This window comes from Hymenobacter wooponensis, from assembly GCF_004745865.1.
GTDB classification, from domain to species: Bacteria; Bacteroidota; Bacteroidia; order Cytophagales; family Hymenobacteraceae; genus Hymenobacter; species Hymenobacter wooponensis.
Map to the genome: position 1 here is coordinate 803,609 of NZ_SRKZ01000002.1, position 22,562 is coordinate 826,170.

Annotated in this window: 20 protein-coding genes; 14 read left to right on the top strand and 6 right to left on the bottom strand. The window is 56.8% G+C overall.

Annotation, left to right across the window (positions count from 1 at the left end):
- Positions 1-118: 118 nt before the first annotated feature.
- The gene (locus EU557_RS09700; RefSeq protein WP_135530176.1) at positions 119-1,189 is read right to left on the bottom strand and encodes a M20 family metallo-hydrolase; all 1,071 of its coding nucleotides are present in this window, start codon (positions 1,187-1,189) and stop codon (positions 119-121) included.
- Entirely contained in the window at positions 1,177-1,959 is a 783-nt protein-coding gene (gene argB / locus EU557_RS09705; RefSeq protein WP_135530177.1) for an acetylglutamate kinase, read from the bottom strand. Before argB ends, EU557_RS09700 begins: the two co-directional genes overlap by 13 nt.
- A 619-nt stretch (positions 1,960-2,578) precedes the next feature.
- Between argB and EU557_RS09710 the strand changes: the two genes are divergently transcribed.
- From EU557_RS09710 to EU557_RS09760, 11 genes are all read left to right on the top strand, one after another.
- A complete protein-coding gene (locus tag EU557_RS09710) occupies positions 2,579-3,160 on the top strand; it encodes a GNAT family N-acetyltransferase (RefSeq protein ID WP_135530178.1) in 582 nt (193 codons plus the stop codon).
- A complete protein-coding gene (gene argG / locus EU557_RS09715) occupies positions 3,157-4,347 on the top strand; it encodes an argininosuccinate synthase (protein WP_210116022.1) in 1,191 nt (396 codons plus the stop codon). Before EU557_RS09710 ends, argG begins: the two co-directional genes overlap by 4 nt.
- On the top strand, positions 4,337-5,317 hold the full coding sequence (gene argC / locus EU557_RS09720; protein WP_135530180.1) for an N-acetyl-gamma-glutamyl-phosphate reductase: 981 nt from the start codon (positions 4,337-4,339) through the stop codon (positions 5,315-5,317). Before argG ends, argC begins: the two co-directional genes overlap by 11 nt.
- A 140-nt stretch (positions 5,318-5,457) precedes the next feature.
- On the top strand, positions 5,458-6,597 hold the full coding sequence (locus EU557_RS09725) for an aspartate aminotransferase family protein (protein WP_135530181.1): 1,140 nt from the start codon (positions 5,458-5,460) through the stop codon (positions 6,595-6,597).
- 531 nt (positions 6,598-7,128) lie between these two features.
- Entirely contained in the window at positions 7,129-8,214 is a 1,086-nt protein-coding gene (carA, locus tag EU557_RS09730; protein ID WP_135530182.1) for a glutamine-hydrolyzing carbamoyl-phosphate synthase small subunit, read from the top strand.
- Between the two features lie 160 nt (positions 8,215-8,374).
- Positions 8,375-8,740, top strand: a complete 366-nt coding sequence (locus EU557_RS09735; RefSeq protein ID WP_135530183.1) for a hypothetical protein — start codon at positions 8,375-8,377, stop codon at positions 8,738-8,740.
- A 119-nt stretch (positions 8,741-8,859) separates the two neighbouring features.
- The gene (locus EU557_RS09740; RefSeq protein ID WP_135530184.1) at positions 8,860-9,123 is read left to right on the top strand and encodes a hypothetical protein; all 264 of its coding nucleotides are present in this window, start codon (positions 8,860-8,862) and stop codon (positions 9,121-9,123) included.
- Between the two features lie 97 nt (positions 9,124-9,220).
- Positions 9,221-12,451 (top strand): carbamoyl-phosphate synthase (glutamine-hydrolyzing) large subunit, encoded by a 3,231-nt coding sequence (gene carB, locus EU557_RS09745; protein ID WP_135530185.1) that lies wholly within the window; start codon positions 9,221-9,223, stop codon positions 12,449-12,451.
- A 148-nt stretch (positions 12,452-12,599) separates the two neighbouring features.
- Complete coding sequence (locus EU557_RS09750) at positions 12,600-12,890, top strand: GIY-YIG nuclease family protein (RefSeq protein WP_245326219.1); 291 nt, start codon at positions 12,600-12,602, stop codon at positions 12,888-12,890.
- 28 nt (positions 12,891-12,918) lie between these two features.
- Positions 12,919-13,392, top strand: coding sequence for an SMI1/KNR4 family protein (locus EU557_RS09755; RefSeq protein ID WP_135530187.1), 474 nt, complete (start codon positions 12,919-12,921; stop codon positions 13,390-13,392).
- A gap of 92 nt (positions 13,393-13,484) precedes the next feature.
- Entirely contained in the window at positions 13,485-14,429 is a 945-nt protein-coding gene (locus tag EU557_RS09760) for an N-acetylornithine carbamoyltransferase (RefSeq protein WP_135530188.1), read from the top strand.
- 137 nt (positions 14,430-14,566) lie between these two features.
- On the opposite strand, the gene EU557_RS09765 is transcribed toward EU557_RS09760, so the two are convergent.
- From EU557_RS09765 to EU557_RS09775, 3 genes are all read right to left on the bottom strand, one after another.
- Entirely contained in the window at positions 14,567-15,808 is a 1,242-nt protein-coding gene (locus EU557_RS09765) for an aminotransferase class V-fold PLP-dependent enzyme (RefSeq protein ID WP_167855149.1), read from the bottom strand.
- Between the two features lie 222 nt (positions 15,809-16,030).
- The gene (locus EU557_RS09770; protein WP_135530190.1) at positions 16,031-16,561 is read right to left on the bottom strand and encodes a hypothetical protein; all 531 of its coding nucleotides are present in this window, start codon (positions 16,559-16,561) and stop codon (positions 16,031-16,033) included.
- Between the two features lie 186 nt (positions 16,562-16,747).
- Positions 16,748-17,956, bottom strand: a complete 1,209-nt coding sequence (locus EU557_RS09775) for a homogentisate 1,2-dioxygenase (RefSeq protein ID WP_135530191.1) — start codon at positions 17,954-17,956, stop codon at positions 16,748-16,750.
- 299 nt (positions 17,957-18,255) lie between these two features.
- Here EU557_RS09775 and EU557_RS09780 point away from each other — a divergent pair, with 299 nt between their 5' ends.
- Entirely contained in the window at positions 18,256-19,269 is a 1,014-nt protein-coding gene (locus EU557_RS09780) for a transglutaminase-like domain-containing protein (RefSeq protein ID WP_245326220.1), read from the top strand.
- A 119-nt stretch (positions 19,270-19,388) separates the two neighbouring features.
- Here EU557_RS09780 and EU557_RS09785 read toward each other — a convergent pair whose 3' ends face one another.
- Positions 19,389-21,071, bottom strand: a complete 1,683-nt coding sequence (locus tag EU557_RS09785; protein ID WP_135530192.1) for a S41 family peptidase — start codon at positions 21,069-21,071, stop codon at positions 19,389-19,391.
- Positions 21,072-21,493: 422 nt separating this feature from the next.
- Between EU557_RS09785 and ruvX the strand changes: the two genes are divergently transcribed.
- Together ruvX and def are read left to right on the top strand one after the other, a co-directional pair.
- Complete coding sequence (gene ruvX / locus EU557_RS09790; RefSeq protein ID WP_135530193.1) at positions 21,494-21,904, top strand: Holliday junction resolvase RuvX; 411 nt, start codon at positions 21,494-21,496, stop codon at positions 21,902-21,904.
- The gene (gene def, locus EU557_RS09795) at positions 21,901-22,500 is read left to right on the top strand and encodes a peptide deformylase (protein ID WP_135530194.1); all 600 of its coding nucleotides are present in this window, start codon (positions 21,901-21,903) and stop codon (positions 22,498-22,500) included. Before ruvX ends, def begins: the two co-directional genes overlap by 4 nt.
- The last annotated feature ends 62 nt before the right edge of the window (positions 22,501-22,562 follow it).

A 22,562-nucleotide genomic window follows, 5' to 3' on the forward strand; every position in this document is an offset into this window, starting at 1 on the left:
CGTCATGCTGAGCTTGTCGAAGCATCTCTACCGCTCTGTTGCAGAGGCCTAGCCAGTAGTTAGCCAGAGGTAGAGATGCTTCGACTCCGCTCAGCATGACAGTCTGTATGGCTCCAACTCACAGCTCCAGCCCGTCCAGCAGCTCAATGTACCCCCGCACTCCCGCTCGAATTTCGCTGAGCAAGATGTACTCGTCAGGTGTGTGGGACCGGGCGGAGTCGCCGGGGCCGATTTTCACCGTGGTGAAAGGCATCATCGACTGATCAGAGAGGGTTACGGAGCCAAACGTGCGGCGGCCTAGGCCTATCCCCCGCTGCACCAGGGGGTGGCCTACATCAATGCGAGAGGAATTAAGGTGAGTAGAACGCGGGGTAACCTCCGCCGTGACGTGCTGGCGCACTAGCTCCACTACCTCCGGGTTGGAGTAGCACTCGTTGGTGCGCACATCCACCACGAAGGTGCAGCGGTCAGGTACTACGTTGTGCTGGGTGCCCGCCTGAATTTGGGTTACGGTCATCTTGACCGGGCCCAGCAGCGGCGAAACCTCCGGAAAGCGGAATTGCTCGAACCACCGGATGTCAGCTACGGCTTTGTAGAGGGCGTTTTCGCCTTCTTCGCGGGCGGCGTGTCCTGTCCGGCCGTGGGCCACGCAGTCGAGTACCACGAGACCCTTCTCAGCCACAGCGAGGTCCATTTGGGTGGGTTCTCCCACAATGCCCAGATCGATGTGGCCTAGTAAGGGCAACACGCTCCGGATACCATTCACCCCCGACACTTCTTCCTCGGCCGTAATGGCGCAGATGAGGTTGTAGGCCAGGTCGGTGCGCTCGTGGAAATACAGAAACGTAGCCAGCAGGCTCACTGCCGAAGCCCCGGCATCGTTGCTGCCTAGGCCTATCAGCTTGTCGCCTTCCACTACCGCACCCAGCGGATCGTAGGTCCAAGTGGTGCCAGCCTTCACGGTGTCGTGATGAGAGTTGAGCAGGATGGTGGGCTTGGCGGCATCAAAGTGTTTCGATACGGCCCAGACGTTGTTTTTATCCCGCCGGGGGTGGGCGCCGTGGAAGGTCAGAAACCGGAAGATCAACTCCGCTGTCTGGTCCTCCTCTCTAGAAAGAGAAGGTGTTTGAATCAGCTCCTGCAGCAGCTCAATGGCATCCTCGGTCAACCGCTCGATTAGCTCCGGCATAGCACAGTTTTCACGGGTTCGTTGATCTTGAGGGCGTTTTCAATAACCACACGCTCTACCCCTGCCTCCAAAGCAGCGAAGGCGTTATCCAGCTTGGGCACCATGCCAGCGGCAATGACACCCTGGGCTTTCAGCTGCTGATACTGAGCTGGTACAATCTGCGGAATTACCGACTGCTCGTCGTTGATGTCCGAGAGCACGCCATCTTTCTCAAAGCAAAAGTGTAGCTCCACCTCATACTCTGCAGCCAGGGCGCGGGCCAGGGTGCTGGCAATGGTATCGGCGTTGGTATTGAGCAACTGGCCTAGGCCATTGTGAGTGATGGCACAGAACACGGGCGTGATGCCGGCCTGCAACAGTTGACCTAGCAGCGCAGTGTTAATGCTACCCTCGGGCAAGTCGCCCACGAAGCCGTAGTCAATGTCCTTCACCGGGCGCTTCACGGCCCGAATAGCGTTGCCATCGGCCCCCGACAGGCCTAGGGCATTCACGCCGGCTGCTTGCAGCAGCGCTACCACTTGCTTGTTGGTTTTGCCGGCGTAAAACATAGTCACAATGTCAAGGGTGGCGGCATCGGTGATGCGGCGGCCCTGCACCATCTGGGGCTCAATGCCCAAGCTTTGCAGCATTTGACTGGCGCCTTTGCCCCCGCCATGCACCAGAATTTTAGGCCCCGAAATACGGGCTAGCTCAGTCAGAAACTGTTGGAGCTGGGCGTCATCATCAATGATGCCACCGCCAATCTTAAATATTTTCAGGCCTTCACGCATAAGAGTGGAAGAGGGAAAAATGGCGCGCACGGCCACAGAATGCCAACACATGCTTGCCGTTGAGCTTACGGCTAACGGGAGCCCATATATAGTGGTAACTATTATTTAAAGTTGGGCCGGCAAAGTTTCCGAAAAAAAACATCTAGTTTTGCAACGATTTAGCGGTCCAATTCATTTAAACCGCAGAAACACCACTCTCGCCTTACGGCAGTCTTCATGATTCGTCTCTCTTCTATTGCGCTTCTGCGACGACCCAATCTGGTCGTGCGAACAATGCCAGCTTAAGCGCTGGCATGCAATATCTCGTCGGCCAGTTAGCACACTACCCCCCGACGACGCAAGGGCCTTCAACCTAAGCGCCCTGCTGAAGAAAGTTTCTACGAATAACGAATTGACACGAGTGTAAGCCTTAGTGCGCCTCCCTTAGCCTACTTCACCACCCTCGCCGCTGTAGCGGCATGCTGAACCGGCTCCCTCTACTATTCCGAGCTCCTTTTCTGGTACCAGATACTGTTCTGGTTGCGGCGTAGCCACATCCCACCGCTGCGTTTCTAGCTCATCCCTTATCGTCTTTCCGAGTCTGTTGCCGTATACAGCGGTAACCAACCGAGCTTCGACCATGCTTTTACGAGTCGCCAATGCTGCCGATGCGCAGTACGTGGACACCCTTTGTCAGTGGTATGAGGAATCTGCCAAATCGCGTGGCGTCGGCATTGCCAAGCGCGACCCCAACTATCTGAAAAAGAAGATGGAGCGGGGCGATTCGATCATTGCCTTCATTGATGAGCAGTTAGCTGGCTTCTGCTACATCGAAACCTTCGAAGACAATAAGTTCGTGGTTAACTCGGGCTTGATTGTGAATACGGAACTGCGGAAAGAAGGCTTGGGCCGTGCTATTAAGCATCGGGTGTTTGAGCTTTCCCGCACGAAGTATCCGGAGGCCAAGATCTTCGGTATCACGACCAGCGCGGCCGTGATGAAGATCAACAATGAGCTGGGCTACCGCCCGGTTACCTTCCCTGAACTAACCCAGAGCGACGATTTCTGGAAAGGCTGCTCTAGCTGCAAAAACTACGGCATCCTGATGGAAAATCAGCGCAAAATGTGCCTGTGCACCGGCATGGTCTACGACAAGCTCGACGACCAATTCAGCCAGCGCGTCCAGGAGACGATTGAGATTCTTACACCCCAAGGCCAATAATGAAAAAGGTAGTTTTAGCCTACAGCGGCGGCTTGGATACGTCCTACTGCGTTGTATATCTGACCCGCGAGCTGGGTCTGGAAGTTCACACCGTCATCGTCAACTCCGGCGGCTTTTCTGAGGAAGAGCTAGCAGCCATCGAGAAGCGAGCCTACGAACTGGGCTCCTCGAAGCACGAGGTGATTGACGTGACCCAGCGATTCTACCAGGACTGCCTGCGCTACCTCATTTTTGGCAACATCCTCAAAAACGAAACCTACCCGCTGAGTGTCAGCGCGGAGCGCATGTTCCAGTCGCTGGCCCTGGCGGAGTATGCCCGGGAGCACAAGGCCGACTACATTGCCCACGGCAGCACCGGCGCTGGCAACGACCAGGTGCGCTTCGACGTGGCCTTCTCGGTTATCGCGCCCAACACGGAAATCATCACGCCCATTCGCGACCTGAAATTGTCGCGTCAGGCGGAGATTGACTTCCTGAACCAGCACGGCTTCGAGATGAGCTGGGAAAAAGCCAAATACTCCATCAACAAGGGTATTTGGGGCACCAGCGTGGGTGGCGTAGAAACCCTGACCTCGCACCAAGCGTTGCCCGAAACGGCGTATCCCACCCAGCTCACCGCCAACGAGCCATCCACTGTCGAAATCACCTTTGCCAAGGGGGAGCCCGTAGCGCTGAATGGCAAGTCAATGAATCCGGTGGAACTCATCCAGCAGCTCAACGACCTGGGTGGACGCTACGCCATTGGCCGCGACACCCACGTGGGCGACACCATTCTGGGCATTAAAGGCCGCGTAGGCTTCGAGGCTCCGGCTCCGCTGATTCTGTTGAAAGCGCACCACTTGCTAGAAAAGCACACCTCCAGCCGCTGGCAGCTGCTACACAAGGACTACATCGCCAACTGGTACGGCACCCTGCTGCACGAAGCCCAGTACCTCGACCCGGTGATGCGCGACATGGAGGCCTTCCTCACATCGTCGCAGGAGCGGGTGTCGGGCAAGGTGTTCGTGACGCTGAAGCCTTACCAGTTTGAGCTGCAAGGCATTGAGTCGAAGTACGACATGATGCGCTCTAAAGTGGCTACCTACGGCGAGGAAAACGACGCCTGGGACGGCCGCGACGCCAAGGGCTTTATCAAGATCTTCAGCAACCAGCTGCGGATTCACAGTTCGTTCAACGATGAAAATTAAGGTTGGCATCGTAGGCGGCGCCGGCTACACGGCCGGTGAGCTTGTCCGCATTCTGCTGCACCATGAGTACGCCGAACTGGGTGCCATCGTCAGCTCTTCCAACGCCGGCAACCCCATCTACCAGGTCCACGATGACCTAGTAGGCGAGACGGATCTGGTGTTTGCCTCGGAGCTGGCGGGTGATGAAGATGTAGTTTTCCTGTGCCTAGGCCACGGCAACTCCAAGGCCTGGCTCACGAAGCACGAGCTACCTGAAACGACGCACATCATCGACCTGAGCAACGATTTCCGCCTGGAAGCAGACGCCGAGTTTGAAGGCCGGGAGTTTGTGTATGGATTACCGGAGCTGAACCGGAGCCAAATCCAGCAGGCTCAGAGCATTGCCAACCCTGGCTGCTTCGCTACAGCTATACAGCTGGCCCTGCTGCCGCTGGCCCAGGCCGGTAAGCTAACGGACGATGTGCACGTGTCGGCTATTACGGGCAGTACGGGCGCAGGGCAGAGCTTGTCGGAGACGGTGCACTTCTCGTGGCGCACCAACAACGTGTCCATCTACAAGCCCTTCACGCACCAGCACCTCGGCGAAATTGGGGAGAGCCTGGCGCAGTTGCAGCCGCAGCTAGAAAGCGCCATGCACTTCATCCCGTACCGTGGCAACTTCTCCCGAGGCATTTTCGCCAGCGTCTACACGCCATCGGACCTGACCCAAGAGGAAGCTCGAGAGCTGTATCAGAAGTTCTACGCCGATGCTCCGTTCACCACGGTGTCAGACAAGGAAATTCACCTGAAGCAGGTTGTTAATACGAATAAGTGCCTTCTGCACGTGCAAAAATTCGGCAAGCAACTGCTCATCACCTCGGTTATCGACAATCTGGTGAAGGGCGCTTCCGGCCAAGCCGTGCAAAACATGAACCTGTTGTTTGGCTTGCCCGAAACGACTGGCCTAGGCTTGAAAGCAGGGCTGTTTTAACCCCACCCCCAGCCCCTCCCCTCCGGGAGAGGGGTGCCAGACGACTTTTCTTCCATCATATTACAGTAGCCCAACTACCAGAACGCACCCCTCTCCCGGAGGGGAGGGGCTGGAGGTGGGGTTAACGACTTGCAAGGAAAATGGAGCTTTTCAATGTATACCCGCTCGTTAACATTACGCCGGTAAAGGCGCTGGGAGCGAAACTTTGGGACGATAAAGGCCAGGAGTACCTGGATTTCTACGGCGGGCACGCCGTTATTTCCATCGGCCACAGCCACCCGCACTACGTGCAGCGCCTCACGGAGCAGTTGCAGAATATCGGCTTCTACTCCAACTCGGTGCAGATTCCCATTCAGGCGCAGCTGGCTCAGAAGCTAGGCCAAGTGTCGGGCTACGAGGACTACTCACTGTTTCTGTGTAACTCTGGCGCTGAGGCCAACGAGAATGCCCTGAAGCTGGCGTCTTTCCACACCGGCAAGAAGCGTGTTCTTGCCTTCAAAGGTGCCTTTCATGGCCGGACTTCCGGGGCGGTAGCGGCTACCGATAACCCAAAAATTGTAGCTCCCTTCAACTCCGACCACGCTATTTCCTTCGTGGAATACGACCTGGCGGCGGTGGAGCAGGTGCTGCAAGGCGGCGACGTGTGTGCGGCCATCATTGAGCCCATTCAGGGTGTGGGTGGCATCATCATGCCTTCCGATGAATTCCTGACTGGCCTAGCTGCGCTGTGCAAGCAGTACGGCGCCCTATTGATTGCCGACGAGGTGCAGAGCGGCTACGGCCGCAGCGGCAAGTTCTTCGCGCACCAGCACGCCGGCATCCGTCCGGATGTTATTTCGGTAGCGAAAGGTATGGGCAACGGCTTTCCCATCGGCGGCATCCTGATTGCCCCGGAGCTGAAAGCATCTTATGGTTTGCTAGGCACCACGTTTGGGGGCAACCACCTGGCCTGCGCCGCCGCTCTGGCCGTGCTGGAAGTAATTGAGCAGGAAGACTTGCTGAACCATGCTGCTGAGCTAGGCCACTACCTCCGCTCGGAGCTGGAAGCCAATGCCGGCGCCGAGGAAATCCGCGGCCGTGGCCTGATGGTGGGTATCAAGTACGACTTCCCCATCAAGGACGTGCGCGACAAGCTACTCTCGGACTTCCACATCTTCGTCGGTAACGCCTCCGACCCCACGGTGTTGCGCCTGCTGCCCCCACTCAACATCACCAAGGCCGAAGTTGACCGCTTCCTGCAAGCGCTGTACACACTTATTCCGGCCGAGGCAAGGAAGTAAGCGACCTGTGACCTAACTTGCAACCCCAATGAGTAGCACGATGAGGTTCCCGAGCCAAGCTCCCCTTCAGATTAGCTGCACGCTGCCATTGGTGACTATTGCGCAGCAACCGGCTGGTTCTTTCCATGAAAGAACGGCCTCCAACATTTCCTTTCAGCAGTCGTGCCCGCCCGATTTCCCGATGCCTGACATCTGGGAGCGGCAGGGCACGGGACCGATTGACATACCTTCTTTCGCTCCCGTTTGGCTTAAGTCCTCGTTCGGCTGGAATAGACCTCTGATTTTGGTTCTGTTCCAGCCGAAATTGTATCCGGTCGGTTTCGAAGGCAGGCTAAAGCCACGTAGCGCGTCCGCTAAGCGCCCGGCATTGGGGAGGCCGAATCATCGCCTTTCCCCTCCTCAAGTCGGTTTCCGAGTAGCGCTGATGGGGCTGATGGGCACCTCTGCCGCCTTAGCTCACGCTATGGAAAACCACAGACCTGATTACCGCAGAAATTTAATAACAGAGTAAACCCTTTTTCGCATAACAGAGTGGAAAACGCTAAATCGGTAAAACTCGTCCTGGAAGACGGCACTGAAATTCAAGGCCAATCTTTCGGCGCCTTCACCTCCGCCGCGGGCGAGGTGGTGTTCAGCACGGCCATGACCGGCTACCCCGAAAACCTGACGGACCCCTCCTTCGCCGGCCAGATTCTGGTGCTCACCTACCCCATGGTGGGCAACTACGGTGTACCCGGTGAGGAGCTGTACGAGTCGATTTCGAAGATTTTCGAGTCGGACAAGATTCACATTGCTGGCCTAGTGGTGAACTACTACTCCGAGGAGCACAGCCACTGGAACGCCGCCAAGAGCCTCGGCGACTGGCTCAAGGAGTACAACATCCCCGGCATCTTTGGCGTGGACACGCGCATGCTCACCAAAATTCTGCGGGAGAAGGGTGCCATGCTGGGTAAGATTGTGGCCGAGGAAGATGTAGAGCTGCACGACCCCAACCAGGATAACTTAGTAGCCCAGGTGAGCCCCACCGAGGTAAAGCACTACGGCAGCGGCCAGCACAAAATCGTGCTCGTTGACTGCGGCACCAAGACCAACATCATCCGCTGCTTCCTGCAGCGCGATGTGGAGCTGATCCGCGTGCCCTGGGACTACGACTTCACGAAGCTCGACTACGACGGCCTGTTCCTCAGCAACGGCCCCGGCGACCCAAAGATGTGCACCGCCACCATTCAGCACCTGCAAACCGCGCTAGGCCAGGACAAGCCCATCTTCGGCATCTGCCTAGGCTCTCAGCTCATGGGCCTGGCCGCGGGCGGCGACACCTTCAAGCTGAAGTACGGCCACCGCAGCCACAACCAGCCGGTGCTACTTTCGGGCACCAAGCGCAGCTACATCACCAGCCAGAACCACGGCTTTGCGGTAGATACCAACACGCTGCCCGCCGAATGGGAAATGCTGTTTGAGAATCTGAACGACGGCACCTGTGAAGGCATCAAGCACAAGAGCAAGCCGTTCTTCTCCACCCAGTTCCACCCCGAAGCCGCCGGCGGCCCCGAGGACACGGAGTACCTGTTCGATGATTTCCTGAAAGCCGTAGCCGAGCACAAAGCCACGAAATAAACTGGCCTAGACTCTCACTACCCCACCTAGTATGCTGCATGCAACTGCTGCTTTTCCACTAAATAACCCAGGGATTAAACCCTGGGTTATAAAGCAATCGGTGCACTAGGCCCATGACGTTCCGTATCTTCAACCCGGTCATTTTTAATGCATGAGCCCTATGCAAGAAAAGAGCGGAAGCACGCGGAACTGGGTGTACGTAGCGCTGGGAATTGTAGCGTTTGCGGTGTTCTACCTCATCAAAAGCGTCAAGATGAAAGACGTCGTCAGACTTGCCGTGAGCAAGCAGGATATCTTTCTTTCGATGCTGGATAAGGGCAATGTCTCACCTCGCATTCTAAGCCGTACCGGGAAGATTGTTTCGAGGAAGTTTGACGCCGGAAAGCCAGGCCCGAAAGAGGATTCACTCACCTTTCGGCTTGTGCTGAAAGGTGAGAAAGCCACCGCCACCATCCGGACCAAAGTCATGAAACAGCCTGATGGCAAATGGCAAATGGTCAAGAGCGACACCACTTTCACTGAGTAAACCACCTAGCCCACATGCCATCAAAAAGTAAAGGGTTTCCGAACTGGGGGTATGTGCTGCTAGGAGCACTGGCTTTTGCGGGGTTTTACTTCGTTAGGAACTTGGGCCAACGGACGCTTATGAAAGCAGTACTGGGTGAGCCGGCCGATTTGATTGCTAAGGCCATGAGTTCAGCCAAAGTTTCACCCAGAATAACTAGTAGAACAGGAAGAATAGCCTCCAAAAACTTTAAAGTGGAAAACCTGAGTGCTAAGAAGGACTCTCTCGTCTTCCGCTTCTTACTAGATGGTGAGCGGGCTAATGCCACTATCAAACTTTGGATGACCAGACGCCCATCCGGCAACTGGGAAATCGTGAAGAGCGACACCCTCTTTTCCAAGTAAAACCAACTCTGCCCATATAAACCACCGGCTAAAGCCGGCCTTGCACGACTGCCTTTTAACATGACCACACCTGCGGTCTGTTACCCTAACCCCTAGAATGGAAAAACCACAGAAAGTTCTCATCCTCGGTTCCGGCGCACTGAAAATTGGCGAAGCTGGTGAGTTCGATTACTCCGGCTCCCAGGCCCTTAAGGCGCTGAAAGAAGAAGGCATCCGCACCATCCTCATCAACCCCAACATTGCCACCGTGCAGACGTCGGACAACATTGCCGACGACGTGTATTTCCTGCCCGTGACGCCCTACTTTGTAGAGGAGGTTATTAAGAAGGAAAAGCCCGATGGTATTCTGGTGGCCTTTGGCGGCCAAACGGCCCTGAACTGCGCCGTGGCCCTGTTCCGCGGCGGCGTGTTTGAGAAGTACAACGTGAAAGTGCTGGGCACGCCCGTGCAGAGCATCATCGACACCGAGGACCGGGACATTTTCAAGGAAAAGCTCGACCAGATTGGGGTGCTTTCGGCCCGCAGCGTGGCCGTGACGAACATGGAGGACGCGCTGGCCGCAGCCGAGAAAATCGGTTTTCCCATCATCGTGCGGGCAGCATTTGCGCTAGGTGGCCTAGGCAGCGGTTTCGCCAACAACATGGACGAACTGCGGGCCCTAGCCCAGAAATCCTTCACTACTTCCGATCAGATTCTGGTGGAGGAGTCGTTGAAGGGCTGGAAGGAAGTGGAGTACGAAGTAGTGCGCGACCAGTATGACAACTGCATCACGGTCTGCAACATGGAGAACTTCGACCCCATCGGCATCCACACCGGGGAGAGCATCGTGGTGGCTCCTTCGCAGACCTTGAGCAACCGCGAATACCACAAGCTGCGCAGCATCAGCATCAAGACCATCCGCCACCTCGGCATTGTGGGCGAGTGCAACATTCAGTACGCCCTCGACCCCGTATCGGAAGACTACCGCGTGATTGAGGTGAATGCCCGTTTGTCGCGCTCCTCGGCGCTGGCTTCTAAGGCCACGGGCTATCCGCTGGCGTTTGTGGCGGCCAAGCTGAGCCTGGGCTACTCGCTGTCGGAGTTAAAGAACAGCGTGACCAAGACGACTTCGGCCTTCTTCGAGCCGGCCCTGGACTACGTGGTGGTGAAGCTGCCGCGCTGGGACTTGGGCAAGTTTGAGGGCGTGAACCGACAGATTGGCTCGGCCATGAAGAGCGTAGGCGAGGTAATGGCCATTGGCAAATCCTTCGAGGAAGCCATTCAGAAGGGCTTGCGCATGCTGGATACCGGCAAGCGCGGCTTCGTGGCCAACAAGCCCGAACAGGTAGACAATGCTACCATCGACAAGCTGCTGAGCGAGCCGAACGAGGAGCGCATCTTCGCCATCAACCTGGCCTTCGAGGCGGGCTATACCCTGGAGCAGGTGCACGACCTGACCAAGATTGACCACTGGTTCCTGCAGCGCCTGTACACCATTTTCGAGCTGAGCAACCAGCTAGCCGCTAAGCGTGGCAGCGGCGTGGATGCGCTGGAAACTGGCCTACTGCGCGACGTGAAGAAAGCGGGCTTTTCTGACCAGCAAATTGCGGTGAAGCTGCTAGGCCAAGGCGACGTGAAAGCCGACGAGCTGTTGGTGCGGGCCCGCCGCAAGGCCCTGGGTGTGCTGCCGGTCATCAAGCAGATTGACACGCTGGCGGCGGAGTTCCCGGCCAAAACCAACTACCTCTATAGCACCTACCACGGCACCGAAAACGACCTGCAGCCGGAAGCAGACAAGTCCATTATGGTGCTGGGCTCGGGCGTGTACCGCATCGGTAGCTCCGTGGAGTTTGACTGGTGCGGCGTAAATGCTGTGCAAACAGCCGCCGAAGAGGGCTACAAAACCATCATCATCAACTATAACCCTGAAACCGTTTCTACGGACTACGACGTTTCGGACCGGTTGTACTTCGAGGAGTTGAGCTTCGAGCGGGTGATGGATATTCTGGAATTCGAGCAGCCGGAGGGCGTAATCCTGAGTACCGGCGGCCAGATTCCGAATAACCTTGCTACCCGCCTAGCCGATGCCAACGCGCCTATCCTTGGCACGGCTCCGGCCCGCATTGACGAGGCCGAGAACCGCCACAAGTTCAGCAGCATTATGGACGAGTTGGGCATTGCACAGCCGCGCTGGAAGGAGCTGACTTCCCTGGATGCCATGTTTGAGTTTGTGGGTGAGGTAGGCTACCCCGTGCTGATCCGGCCTAGCTACGTGCTGTCGGGGGCCGCTATGAACGTGGTGTCCAACGCCTTCGAGATGGAGGCTTTCCTGAAAGCCGCCGCTGAGGTAAGCGCCGAGTACCCGGTAGTAGTGTCGGAGTTTATGCAGGATGCCAAGGAAATTGAGCTGGACGCGGTGGCCGACAAGGGCGAAATCGTGAGCTATGCCATTTCCGAGCACGTGGAGTTTGCCGGCGTCCACTCCGGCGACGCCACCATGTACTACCCGCCCCAGAAGGTGTACGTGCGCACGATCCGGAAGCTGAAAACCATTGCCGAGAAGATTGCCAAGCGCTACGAAATCAGCGGGCCGTTCAACATCCAGTTCCTGGATAAAAACGGCGAAATCCGGGTGATAGAGTGTAATATCCGTGCCTCGCGCAGCTACCCCTTCGTGTCGAAAGTATCGGGCAACAACCTGATCAAGAAGGCCACGCAGGTGCTGCTAGGCAAGAAAGTAACGCGCGACGAGAGCGAGCGGGTGTATGACCTGCCCTTCGTGGGCGTGAAAGCTCCGCAGTTCTCCTTCACCCGCCTGCCCGGCGCCGACCCCGTGCTGCGCGTAGACATGGTGAGCACCGGTGAGGTAGGCTGCCTGGGCGACACCGCCGAGGAAGCCCTACTGAAGTCGATGCTGAGCGTGGGCTACAAGATTCCGCAGAAGTCGGTGCTGATATCCGGCGGCCCCATCAAGTCGAAGGTAGCCTTGCTATCGGCCACCGAGATGCTCGTGAAGAAGGGCTACACCATCTACGCCACCCAGGGCACGCACCGGTTCTTTGCCGAAAACGGCATCCCTAGCAGCTTGCTCTTCTGGCCCGACGACTACCAGGAGCCCAACGTGCTAACCTACCTCAAGGAGAAGAAGATCGACCTGGTCATCAACATCCCCAAGAACCTCTCGAAGGGCGAGCTGGACAACGACTACAAAATCCGTCGCACCGCCATCGACTTCGGTATCCCGCTGCTCACCAACGCCCGCCTGGCTAAAGCCTTCATTCAAGCCTTCTGCCGGCTGGAAATGAAGGATCTGAAGATCAAGAGCTGGAACGAGTACAAGGCGATGTAGAGACGGGTAGTGCCTATAGTTAACATTAGAACGTCATGCTGAGCGGAGCCGAAGCATCTCTACCTCTGGCTAATCCTGTCGTGAGGACGAAGCAGTAGAGATGCTTCGGCAAGCTCAGCATGACGTTCTGCTTTTTTTAAGCAGCTATATGTACGTCTATATCCTGACCAACCCGATCAAAACTGTCTTATACATCGGCGTCACTAATCACCTCACGCGACGCCTCTATGAGCATAGCAGCGGCCGGGGTGCTGCGAACAAATTTACTGGCCGGTATCAGGCGGATTTGCTGGTTTACTTTGAGCTTTGTTCGGATGCTACGCAAGCCATTGCGCGAGAAAAGCAGTTGAAAGGCTGGACTCGCCGGAAGAAGAATGTGTTGATTACAGCGTTTAATCCGACGTGGCAGGTTATTGATCTAGAGACATGGATAGGGTAAAAATGAAAGCCGTAGCAGGTAAGCACAAATGAATAACCTGTCTAAGCTGAACTCACTTTGGAAAGATCTGAAGATAAGAACAGTAGAAACTGCTACTGAGAGCCAGGTTGCTGAGCTTGAAGTAAGCCATAATTTGCAGCTACCTCAAGACCTACGCGATTACTTCACAGCTATAAACGGCACCGACGGAGAGTCTGATAATGAGCTTTTTAGCTTCTACACACTTGCTCAATTTCAAGCGGCTACTCAGGTATTAGGCGCTTGGCAAAATGGCATTCCCAGGCACAGCGACGTATTAGATAAAATACATGGCATTGAAACGTACTATGTATTTGCAGACTATTTCATTTCCCTAACCTTTTATGCCATAAAGCTATATCCTACAGCATCCGCTGAAAACGAGGTTTATGCAATCTGTGGCAGAGATTATAAAGTTATAGCCAAGTCATTTTCTGAGTTTATTGATATGTACTTGCAGCAATCCGCTGAACTTATCATTTGATCAACCCTGCTACATCAGCTATGAAGCGGTAGAGATGCTTCGGCAAGCTCAGTATGACTTCCTTTTAGGCCTAGGCCACTCAACACCTACTAATGAAAAACTTCACCTCCTTCGCCGATGCGGGCGACTATAAAGCGCTGTTGCAGCAAGCCTTGGAAATCAAGGCAAATCCGTACGGATACCAGCACATTGGCAAGAACAAGACCGTAGGGCTGATCTTCTTTAACCCCAGCCTGCGCACCCGGCTTAGCTCGGTGAAGGCGGCCTACAACTTGGGCGCGCAAGCCTGGGTGCTCAACGCCGGCGCTGACTCCTGGACACTGGAAATGGCCGATGGCGCAGTGATGAACGGCGGTACTCAGGAGCACATCAAGGAGGCCATTGCTGTGATGAGCCAATATTGCGACGTACTGGGCGTGCGCACGTTCCCCACGCTCAAGGACCGTGAGGCCGACTACAGCGAGGAAGTCTTCAATAAGATTCTGAAGTACGCCACCGTGCCGGTTATTAGCCTGGAAAGCGCCACGCTGCACCCGTTGCAGTCGTTTGCCGACCTGATTACGGTAGCCGAAACTAAGAAAAAGGACCGCGTTAAAGTGGTGCTAACCTGGGCCCCGCATGTGCGCGCCCTACCCCAGTGTGTGCCCAACTCGTTCAGTGACTGGTTCTCGGAAGTTGACTGGGTGGACTTTGTGATAACACACCCTGAAGGCTACGAGTTGAACCCCAAGTTCACTAAAGGGGCCCGCATAGAGTACGATCAGAAGAAGGCCCTGGAAGGCGCCGACTTCGTGCAGGCCAAGAACTGGAGCAGCTACCAGGACTACGGCCAAGTTATCAGCAACGACCCCAGTTGGATGCTCACGCCCGAGCACATGGCTGGTACCAACGACGCCAAGTTCCTGCACTGTTTGCCGGTGCGCCGCAACGTGGAAGTGTCGGACGCCATTCTGGACTCGCCGAACTCCCTGGTGATTCAGGAAGCAGGCAACCGGGTGTTTTCCATGCAAACCGTGCTGCACGAGTTGCTGAAATAGCCCCAAGGGGGTGCCTTGTCAGGCACTTAGAGATAAACAGGCTCTTCTTATGCGTCAACGACTGGCCTAGCGCCTCGTTTACGCGTAGGAAGAGCCTGCTCATATCAGCATAATGGGTGAAGGCACCGTTGACTGGCCTAGCGCAGATTGCGCACAGCCTCGAGAGCTTGCTCTATTTCTTCTTCGGTGTTGATGATGCCAGGCGTGAAGCGGGCATAGTTGTAGTGCGTGTAGGGTGCTTTCGTGGCGACAATCTTTTGCTCCTTGAGCCGCTCGATTACCTTATCGGTATTGTAGCCGCGCACCTCGAAGGAGGTAATACCGGAGGACAGCTCGTCGGAGAGAGGCGTGTGCAACGTGACGTGGGACATAGCGGCCAAGCCCTCCTTGCACTGGCGGTTGAGCTGGTGTACCCGCTCACAAACCCGCTCTCGGCCAAGCTGCTCCATAAACTCAAAGGCCGCCGTAAAGGCCCAGCGGTTCTCCAGCGAATGGAAGCCGCCGGGAGTCATCTGCTTGCCATCCATGTGGTCGGGGCGCTCATTTTTCTCAATGATAACATCCATGGCCTCGGTATAGCTGGGGATGATGGGCGAAACCGTTTGCCAGGCGGCGTGCGTGGCGGCCACTAGGCCAGTCCCGCGCGGGCCGTAGAGCCACTTGTGGCCGCTGGTGATAAAAAAGTCGCAGCTTAACTCCGGGAAGGTATCGCGCTCAATGCCGAAGCCGTGCACGCCATCTACTAGCAACAGCGCCCGGTCGGCTTCGTCGCGGTGGCGGTTGAGGTCGGCTAGGGCTTGCCCAATGAGGCCTACGGGCGTTTTGAGGCCAGTGCTGGAATGCACCCACGTAATGCCGACCACCCGTGTTTCGGGACGCACCGCCCGCACGATGGACTCCACCATTTCCTCCTGGGTTACGTGGTGGAGGCGGTCATACATCCGCACTTTCCGGTAGGTGGCGCCGGTGCGGGCTGTGGCCTGCCGGATGGATTCGTGCTGGGAATAGTGGTCGTGCTCGGTGGTCAGAATCTCCTGGCCCGGCTGCAGGTTAAGGCCCGTGTAGATCATGCCCAACCCCATAGTGGTGCTGTCGGTGAGGGCAATGTTATCGGGGTCGTCGAGGTGGAGGTAACGGGCAGCGGCTTGGCGCACCTTCTGCATCTCGTCGTTTTCCATGTCCAGTGTATTGAACACGGGGTTCTCGTCGAGGACGCGCCGGTAGTTGGCAATGGCCTCGCGGACTGGCCTAGGGTTAGAGGCAATGAATTGCGAAGCTCCCAGGTGCAGGTAGTCGGGCGACAGGTTGAACTGGGCGCGGACGTCTTCCCAATATTGTGCAGTTGACTGGGGTTGGGTGGGCTGTTTTTGATGAATCATGCGGGCGGAACACATGGAAAAAGAACGGAACATACCGCTAGGATTCAGCGGTGCATCTTTTTTTACGCGCCGGTCGAAAGAGCCGTTAAAGCGGGAAATACGGAAATTATGGTGCGTATAAATCCCTCAGAAGCCCTTTATCTTGTACCTGCCGACAACACAACGCCCAATGACCGGGAGGCCATTGGGCGTTGTGTTGTCGGCAGGTACAGCCTGAGTGGCCTAGAGCGGATCGGCAGTTACTTTGAAGCGCGAATCGGCCCGGATGGTGATGTCGCGGCTGATGGCTTTGCGGATGCGGGCTTCGGTGGACAGCGTGTAGCTGCTGGCCTTGATGTACTTATCGAGCTTCGCGGTGGTTGGGGTCAGCTGGATGGTATTGACGCCCATGGGTACGTTGTCCTGAGATGCCAGCAGAATTCGGTCGTTGCCGTCGGTGCTGATGTAGAAGCTGATGCTGCTCAGGAAGTCGAAGTTCTCGGAGCTAGGATCGGTGACGGTGAGCGTGAGGCGGTCGAGCTTCACGTCTTTTACCAAGTTGGCGCTGGTGTTTTCGTTCTTGAACTTCTCGTCGGAGCGCGTGGGAACGGTGATGGGCGAAACGGGCGTAACCACGTTCACCGGGAAGCCCGTCGCAATTTTAACCGACTGCGAGTCTTCGATAGTGAAGGTCAGCAGCTTGTCAATTTTGTCGCAGCTAGAGAGGAAAACTAGCAAGGCCAGAACAGGAGCTAGAAAGAGGACTTTTTTCATAGAGGTTGCAATTTGAGCGGAAGTTACGAAATCAACTTCAACCCGGATTGCATTTTATAGTCCGCCTACTGTTTGCATAAAACTGTCATGCCGAGCCAAGCGAGGAATCTGGGTGAACCTCTTCACAGATGCTCTCAGATTCCTCGCTTGGCTCGGCATGACATTGCCACTGGCCTAGGCCACTCGCTAATCCATCATGTCGGCGGAGCGCGGTGGGTCGGGCACGAAGCCGGGCTGCCAACTCATGGGATAGCGGCTGTCCACGTAAGGCAGGGCGGCTTCGGTGAGGTAAAGCGGGCGGAAGGTATCTACCATCACGGCTAGCTCGTGGGTTTCTTTTTTGCCGATGCTGGCCTCCACCGTGCCGGGGTGCGGGCCGTGGGGGATGCCGCTGGGGTGCCAGGTAAACGAAGCCAAGTCCACGCCCTTGCGCGACATGAAGTTACCGGCCACGTAGTACAGCACCTCGTCGGAATCGACGTTGGAGTGGTTGTAGGGCGCCGGAATGCTCAGGGGATGATAGTCGAAGAGGCGCGGCACGAAGGAGCAGATGACAAAATTGTGGCCCTCGAAGTGCTGGTGCACGGGTGGCGGCTGGTGCAGGCGGCCCGTAATCGGCTCGAAATCATGAATGCTGGTGGCATAGGGGTAGAAGTAGCCGTCCCAGCCCACTACGTCAAACGGCGAGTGGCCATAGGTAAGCGTGTGCAGCAGACCGTCTTTCTTGATCTTCACCACGTACTCGCCCGATTCCCGCTCATCATCGGTCACCAGCTCATGCGGGGGCCGGATGTCCCGCTCGCAGTAGGGTGAGTGCTCCAGCAGCTGCCCAAAGTGGTTGCGGTAGCGGCGGCACGTTTCCACGGGGCTAAACGACTCAATGATGAGCAGGCGCACCGGGCCTTCCTCGAAGTGAAGCTGGTGAATGATGGTGCGCGGAATGATGACGTAGTCGCCGGGCTCGAACTGCACTTTGCCCAGCTGGCTCCACAGCTCGCCGCGGCCTTCGTGCACGAAGATGACCTCATCGGCGAGGGCGTTCTTGTAGTAGTACTCCATGCGCCGCTCCGTGGGGTTGCAGATGCTGAGCGTCACGTCGGCGTTGCCGAGCATGGTTTGCCGGGCCTGCAGGTAGTCGCCGCCGGTGGTGGTTTGGGCTAGGGTGCGCAGGTGCGCTGGCTCCAGGGGCCGGTCTTTCAGCAGCTTGGGCGCAAACGGCTCGGGCTGCCCTACGGTTCTGATTTCGGTGGGCGGGTGCTTATGGTAGAGCAGCGACGAGACGCCATGGAAGCCCAGCGTGCCTACCAGCTGCTCCGAGTACAGGGAACCATCGGGCTGGCGGAACTGGGTATGGCGCTTGCGCGGAATCTGGCCGAGGCGGTGGTAGAAAGCCATGGTGCAGAAATGAGTTGGGTGGGAAATACGAGTGGGTAGGCGAGAATGTGAAGGTAAGAAGGTTTGGTGGTTGGCCTCACCCCCAGCCCCTCCGGGAGAGGGGTGCGTTCTGGTATTAGTGAGCAATGCACAGTGGGTCATTGCTCATTATTCATTGCCCTCGTATGACACCCCTCTCCCGGAGGGGAGGGGCTGGAGGTGGGGTTTTACCTGCAACCATTTGAATATCTCATCGGTTACACCCTCACTCCTATCGTATCTTTGCGCTTTATTTCAGCCGCTACTTTATTCTCTTGCCCGTGCCGTCTCCTATTTCTCGCTTGCTGCCGCTTCTGCTGACTGGCCTAGGCCTGTTCTCCGTGGCCTCAGTGCCTAAAACAGCGGAGCCACGTACCCGCACCTTCAACTTCGAGTACACCGCCACGGTGCCCGCGCAAGCTGCCGGCGTGAAAGAAGTAGACCTGTGGCTGCCCGTACCGCACAATGACAAGTCGCAGGATATCCGGGACCTAAAAATCACGGCACCCGTGGCTTACGAGGTCAAGACCAGTTCGTACGGCAACCAGGTGCTACACGTGCACGCAACCGGCGCGGCCTTGCAGGGTTTCACGGTGAGCATGAAACTACAGGCTACCCGCCGTGAGCACCTCAACCCTACGCTGGCGGGCCAACCTGTTTCTCGCAAAGACCTAGCCCCCGCCGACCCCAATATGAAGCGCTGGCTAGCGCCCGATAGCCTTGTCCCCCTCGACCCTAAAATCCGATTGTGGTCGCAGGAGGTAATAGCGAAGGCCAACGCCAAAACCGATCTGGAGAAAGCCAAGGCTATCTACGAACACGTGGTCAGCACCGTGACCTACGACAAAACCGGGCAGGGCTGGGGCCGCGGCGACATCTACTACGCCTGCGACGCCCGCCGCGGCAACTGCACCGACTTCCACGCCGTGTTTATTGGCTACTGCCGCGCGGCGGGTATCCCAGCCCGCTTCAGCATTGGCTTTCCGCTGCCCCCCGAGCGCGGCACTGCCGAGGTAAAAGGCTACCACTGCTGGGCCGAGTTTTATACCAAGGAAACTGGCTGGGTACCCGTTGATGCTTCCGAAGCGGCCAAGAACCCCGCTAAGCGCGCCTACTTCTTTGGGGCGCACGACGAGAACCGCCTAGAGTTTACCCGGGGCCGCGACCTAGTGCTAGCTCCGCGTCAGCATAGCGGCGCGCTCAATTACTTCATCTATCCCTATGCTGAGGCCGATGGCCAGCCAGTAAGTGGCCTACAGCAGCAGTTCCGGGTGCAAGACCTGGCGAAGAAGTAATCATTATCGAACTGCTTAGGTAGTCAACATTGCCCGTCATTTCTTGCAATACACCCAACAACAAAACGCCCGCGGCTAGTAGCTGCGGGCATTTTGTTGTTGGGTGCCTGTAAAGCCATCTATTTCATTGACAGGCCTTGCATCAGAGTAGCATTGCCATCGGTGATGACTTGCAGGGCCTGGCGCATTTCGGCGTCATCTTGGTTCAGGACCTGGAAGTAGGCGGCTTTGCCGTAGGCGGTCCTGGCGATAAGGGCTTTAAGCTGGTTGCGCACTAGGCTGGCGCAGCGGCGCAGGCCGGCAGCATCGGCGGGGATGCCATCCTGGGTGGCTAGGCCTACCAGGTGTTGTAGCTGAATATCGGTGATGCGGAAGCTTTGATTGAACTGCTCAAAGCGCAGGCCTTCCAACTCCTCTTTGTGGTCCTGCACGTAATCGAGAGCGTACTTGCGAATCAGGTTATGACTTTGCAGGCGGGTGTAATACGCCGAGAAAGCCATGGTGTCGCGGGCCACAAACATGTCGGGCATGATGCCGCCGCCCCCATATACGGTGCGCCCATGTGAGGTGCGGTAACGCAGGGAGTCGGCGAAATGAATGCTGTCGGCGTGGAAGAACTCGCCGTGGCGCTGCCGGTTCACCAGGTCCTTTTCGTAGGCCTCTAGGCCACCCCGGTACGACTTCTGAATGCTACGACCCGAAGGCGTGTAGTACCGAGCAATGGTGAGGCGCAGCTCTGAGCCATCATTCAGCGCAATGGGCTGCTGTACCAAGCCCTTCCCAAAGGTACGGCGGCCCACCAGCAGGGCCCTATCTTGGTCTTGGAGGGCACCGGCTAATACTTCGGAAGCGGAGGCACTGCCTTCGTCCACCAGCACCACCAGCGGGCCCTGCTCAAACTCGCCGGCAACGCGGGAGTATGTTTGGGAGTCGTATTGGTCGCCTTTACCATCGGTGTACACAATCTTCTTGGTACCCCCGATAAACTCATCGGCCATTTTAGTGGCGCGGTCGAGGTAACCGCCGGGGTTGCCGCGAAGGTCGAGGATGAGGCGAGTGAGGCCTTGCCGGCGTAAGTCGCCGAGAGCAGCCTTAAACTCGTCGTAAGTGCCATTGGCGAAGCGGCTTACTTTGATATAGCCGGTCTGATTATCCACCATGTAGGCCACATCTACCGAGGAGTTGGGGATGCGGTTGCGCGTTACTTGCACGTTCATGGGCTTAGCCATGCCGCGGCGCACAATTTGCAGCACCACGTTGCTGCCGCGGGGGCCGCGCAGCTTGTTGAACATCTGCTCGGTGGTGGTGTGGGTACCCGACACCTTGGCACCGGCTACGGCCAGAATCTTGTCACCAGGTTGCAGGCCAGCTTGCTCGGCGGGCCCACCGCTTACCGGCGATACCACCGTCACGGTGTCGTGAAAGATGTTGAACTCCACTCCTACTCCATCAAAATCGCTCTGCAGGAAGGAGGAGGCCTGTTGCTGCTGCTTGGCCGGGATGAACACCGAGTGCGGATCGAGACGCTCCAGCATGCGACTGATAGCGTAGTCCGACAGTTCCTCGGCATTCACCGAGTCCACGTAGTCGCGGTCGACGTAACTCAGAATCTCCTTGAACTTCAGGTAGCCGCGGGCCGTGCCATCGGGGTTTTGGCTGGAAGGCCGGAAGGGATTAGCACCCAGCAAAATGCCACAGGCCAGCGCCAGCGCCAACAACAGCGGTTGCCGTACCTGCCGCCGCGTATTCCGCGGGGCCGGCTCCGTCGCGGGTAGCGGCGAGACGTTCGGCTCGGTGTTCATAAAGTGCTGGGCGAGTAAATGTTCAGGCGATATGCGACGGAAATGTAAGCCAATATGTATTCAAAACTATTGAAACTTTTCTAAGAAATCCACCACCCGCAATCTTCGGCCATAAACTTCAAATAACAGTGCAATTTTTTATAAATTAATACCAAAATAGGCTCATTTTAGATCGATAATCCAATTTACACACGCCTCATACTCAGCCAACAATGCCTTAATTTTTGTAACTTTATTAAGTATAGCATCACTGGCAAATGGTATCCTGCGGAGCCTTTGACCTACGCAGTGGTTCCGTCAGCGGATTTAAACGGACTGGGAAAGCACTACCACCTTTCCGGCGTAGCGCCGTATCTTTGACACCCGGCTCGCTTAACTACCTGGCTTGCCGGATCTTCGCTTTCTTAGTCAACTTTTTTGTGATGGGCCGAATTCTTGCCATCGACTACGGCAACAAGCGCGTGGGGCTGGCCGTAACGGACCCGCTTCAGCTGATTGCTACTCCCCTCGAAACCATTCATAGCCAGGAGGTAGTGGCCTACGTGAAAGCGTATCACCAGCGGGAGCCGCTGGAGGCGCTGGTAGTGGGCATGCCCCGCACCCTGAGCAATGAAGCAACCGACTCAACCAGCGCCGTAGTAGGCCTGATCCGGCGCCTGCGCAAGGAGCTTCCGGAGGTGCCGGTGCACGAAATTGACGAGCGGTTTACTTCCCGGATGGCGCACGCCGCCATGCTGGCCGGTGGCCTAAGCAAAAAGGACCGCCGCGACAAAGCCACCGTAGACCGCGTAAGCGCTACTCTCATTCTGCAATCTTTCCTCGAATCCCGATGATTTACCCCATTGTTGCCTTCGGCGACCCGGTGCTGAAAGCCCCGGCCAAACCCATAGCTCCCGACTTCTCTTCTTCTGAACTCAAGCAGCTCGTGCAGGACATGTACGACACCATGTACTACGCTCACGGCGTAGGCCTAGCCGCCCCCCAGGTGGGCAAGAGCATCCGGCTGTTTGTGATTGACTCTGAGCCTATGCTGGATGAAGACGAGGAGGGCAACCCCATCATTCCGGAGCCCACGGCGGCCCCCGTAAAGCGCGCCTTCATCAACCCCCAAATTGTGGAGGAAACCGGTGAAGAATGGGCCTTTGAGGAAGGCTGCTTGAGCATTCCTGGCATCCGCGAAACGGTGTACCGCAAGCCCGTGGTTACGCTACGCTATGAGGATGAAAACCGCCAGCAGCACCAAGAAACCTTCTCCGGCATGACCGCCCGCGTAATCCAGCACGAGTACGACCATTTGGAAGGCGTGCTCTTCACCGACTACGTATCAGGGCTGAAGAAGCAGCTACTGAAGGGCAAACTCAGCCGCATCAGCAAAGGCGATGTGAAAGCCGACTACCGCATGAAATTCGCCGGCCAGGGCCGCCGCTAGGCCAGTAGCACGTATCAGCCTCTATACACACAAGGCCCGTGGCAAAAGATTGTCGCTGGCCT